Origin of the sequence: Actinomadura sp. KC345 (assembly GCF_004348515.1) — a bacterium.
Taxonomy (GTDB): Bacteria; Actinomycetota; Actinomycetes; order Streptosporangiales; family Streptosporangiaceae; genus Spirillospora.
The window spans coordinates 1-2,269 of the sequence record NZ_SMKH01000530.1 but is presented as its reverse complement, the minus strand read 5'-3'; the positions used below and the strand labels follow the sequence as shown (position 1 = coordinate 2,269).

Genomic DNA, 2,269 nt, shown 5'->3' with positions numbered 1-2,269 from the left:
CGACTCGGTGCTGCAGGTGCTGGCGATGGTGCAGCGGCGCGGCGGCGAGCTGGGCGGCGAGGCGGCGGAGCTGGGCCGGGTGGCGGGGGAGCAGGAGGCCGCGCTGCGCTCCCTCATCGGCGCGGCGCCGGCCGCGCCCGCGCGGGACGCCGCGGACGGCGCCGACCTCCGTCCGCTGCTGACCGCGCTCGCGTCCCCGACCGTCACCGTCTCCACCCCGGCGACCGAGGTGCGGCTGCCCGCGGGCACGGCCGGGGAGATCGAGGCGGCGGTGGCGGCGGCGCTCGACAACGTCCGCCGCCACTGCGACGGCGCCCGCGCATGGGTGCTGGTGGAGGACGGTCCCGGCGAGGTCACCGTCAGCGTCCGCGACGACGGCCCCGGCATGCCCGCCGGCCGGCTGGAGGAGGCCGCGGCGGGCGGCCGGCTCGGCGTCGCGCAGTCCATCCGGGGCCGCGTCGCCGAGCTGGGCGGCACGGTCGCGATCACCTCCGCCGAGGGCGAGGGCACGGAGATCGAGATGACCGTCCCCCGCGCCTGACCGGCGGCGGGCGGCCGGAGGCGGCTTAGGCTGTGGGCGTGAGCGACGTTCCCCTCAGGGTCATGGTCGTGGACGACCATCCGATGTGGCGCGAGGCGGTCGCCCGCGACCTCGCCGAGGCCGGTCACGACGTGGTCGCGACCGCCGGGGAGGGGCGCGCCGCCGTCCGCGCCGCCGCCGCCGCGCGGCCGCAGGTGGCCGTGGTCGACCTTCGGCTCCCCGACATCGGCGGCGTCGAGGTGACCCGCCACCTGGCCGCCGCCGACCCGCCGGTCCGCGTCCTGGTGCTGTCGGCGAGCGGTGAGCAGCGGGACGTCCTCGACGCGGTCAAGGCGGGCGCCACCGGCTACCTGCTCAAGTCCGCCGGGCGCGAGGAGTTCCTGGACGCCGTCCGCCGCACCGGCGAGGGCGACGCCGTGTTCACTCCCGGCCTCGCCGGGCTCGTGCTCGGCGAGTACCGCCGGCTCGCCGCCGGCCCCGCCCGCGCGGACGACGCGGACGGCGGCGCGCCGCGCCTGACCGAGCGCGAGACCGAGGTCCTGCGGCTCGTCGCGAAGGGCCTGACCTACAAGCAGATCGCGCAGCGGCTCGTCCTGTCCCACCGGACCGTCCAGAACCACGTGCAGAACACCCTCGGCAAGCTCCAGCTCCACAACCGGGTCGAACTCGTCCGCTACGCCATCGAGAAGGGCCTGGACGAGGAGTAGCGGGGACCGGAGCGGCGGGACGGAACGAACTCCGGCCGGGGCGACGGCGTCTGATCATGCGGAACGTGCGTCGGAACGGGGAGCACGCCATGATCGACGATGTCTGGGGGCCCGCGCTGGGGTTCCTCGCGGCCCACATCCTCATCGGGATCGCCCTTGCGGCGGTCCTGCGGAACGGGCGGGCGGTGATCCGGCGGGGGAGTCCCCCGCGGAGGGACCTGCACCCGTACGAGGTCGCCTACCTGCACGGCGGAGGGCGGCACGCGATCGCGGCCTCGATGGCGGCGCTGCGGCTGGACGGCGCGGTCGACGCCCACGCCGACGGCCGGCTGTACGCGACCCCGCCGCCCGCGGCCGGGCCGCGCGCCGCGGGCACGCCGCTCGACTCGGCGGTCTTCGGGGCGATCGCCGGCGCGCCGGGCCGGACGCTCGCCGACGTCACCGCCGACCCGCGCGTCCGGGCCGCGCTCGACCAGCTCCGCGACGGGCTGGCCGCGCAGGGCATGGTGATCCCGCACGGCGGCCGGAAGCGGCTGCGGACGTACCAGCTGGTCTTCTTCGCATGGCTGGCGGCGGGCTTCCTGGGCTTCGTCGCGAACGACTCCTTCGGCGGGTTCCCCGGCGTCCTGGTCCCCGTCGCGGCGCTGTTCGCCCTCGCCATCTTCGGCATGGCCGTGCTGGGCACGGACGGCGAGCGGACGGAGGAGGGGGAGACGGCCGTCGAGCGGACCAAGGCGTCCAATCCCCATCTCGACCCCGAGCACCTGTCCTCCTACACCGGGCTCGGCGGTCCCGCGGTCCTGCTCGGCGTCGCCCTCTACGGCACGGCGGCGCTGATGCTCCTCGACCCGATGTTCGCGCAGACCGTCGGCCTCGGCCGCTTTCTGGAGCTCACCGGGGTCGAGACCACCTCGGGCGGCTACACGTTGTCGTCCTGCTCGTCCACCGCGTCGGTGTGCTCGTCGTCGTCCTGCGGGGGCGGCGGCTCGTGCGGCGGTGGCGGAGGAGGAGGCTGCGGCGG

At 76.6% G+C, this 2,269-nt stretch carries 3 protein-coding genes; all 3 read left to right on the top strand.

The features are described from left to right. Positions 1-541: ATP-binding protein (locus tag E1281_RS39250; protein WP_243717810.1), on the top strand; the 541-nt coding region annotated here is incomplete at its 5' end. A 62-nt stretch (positions 542-603) separates the two neighbouring features. Then, a complete protein-coding gene (locus E1281_RS39245) occupies positions 604-1,248 on the top strand; it encodes a response regulator transcription factor (protein WP_131884749.1) in 645 nt (214 codons plus the stop codon). 89 nt (positions 1,249-1,337) lie between these two features. Beyond that, on the top strand, positions 1,338-2,269 hold a 932-nt coding region (locus tag E1281_RS39240), incomplete at its 3' end, for a TIGR04222 domain-containing membrane protein (RefSeq protein ID WP_165959318.1).

What these genes read in the sequence shown, in the direction of transcription:
- E1281_RS39245 (WP_131884749.1), top strand. Translation starts at nt 604, where the DNA reads ATGGTCGTGGACGACCATCCGATGTGGCGCGAGGCGGTCGCCCGCGAC.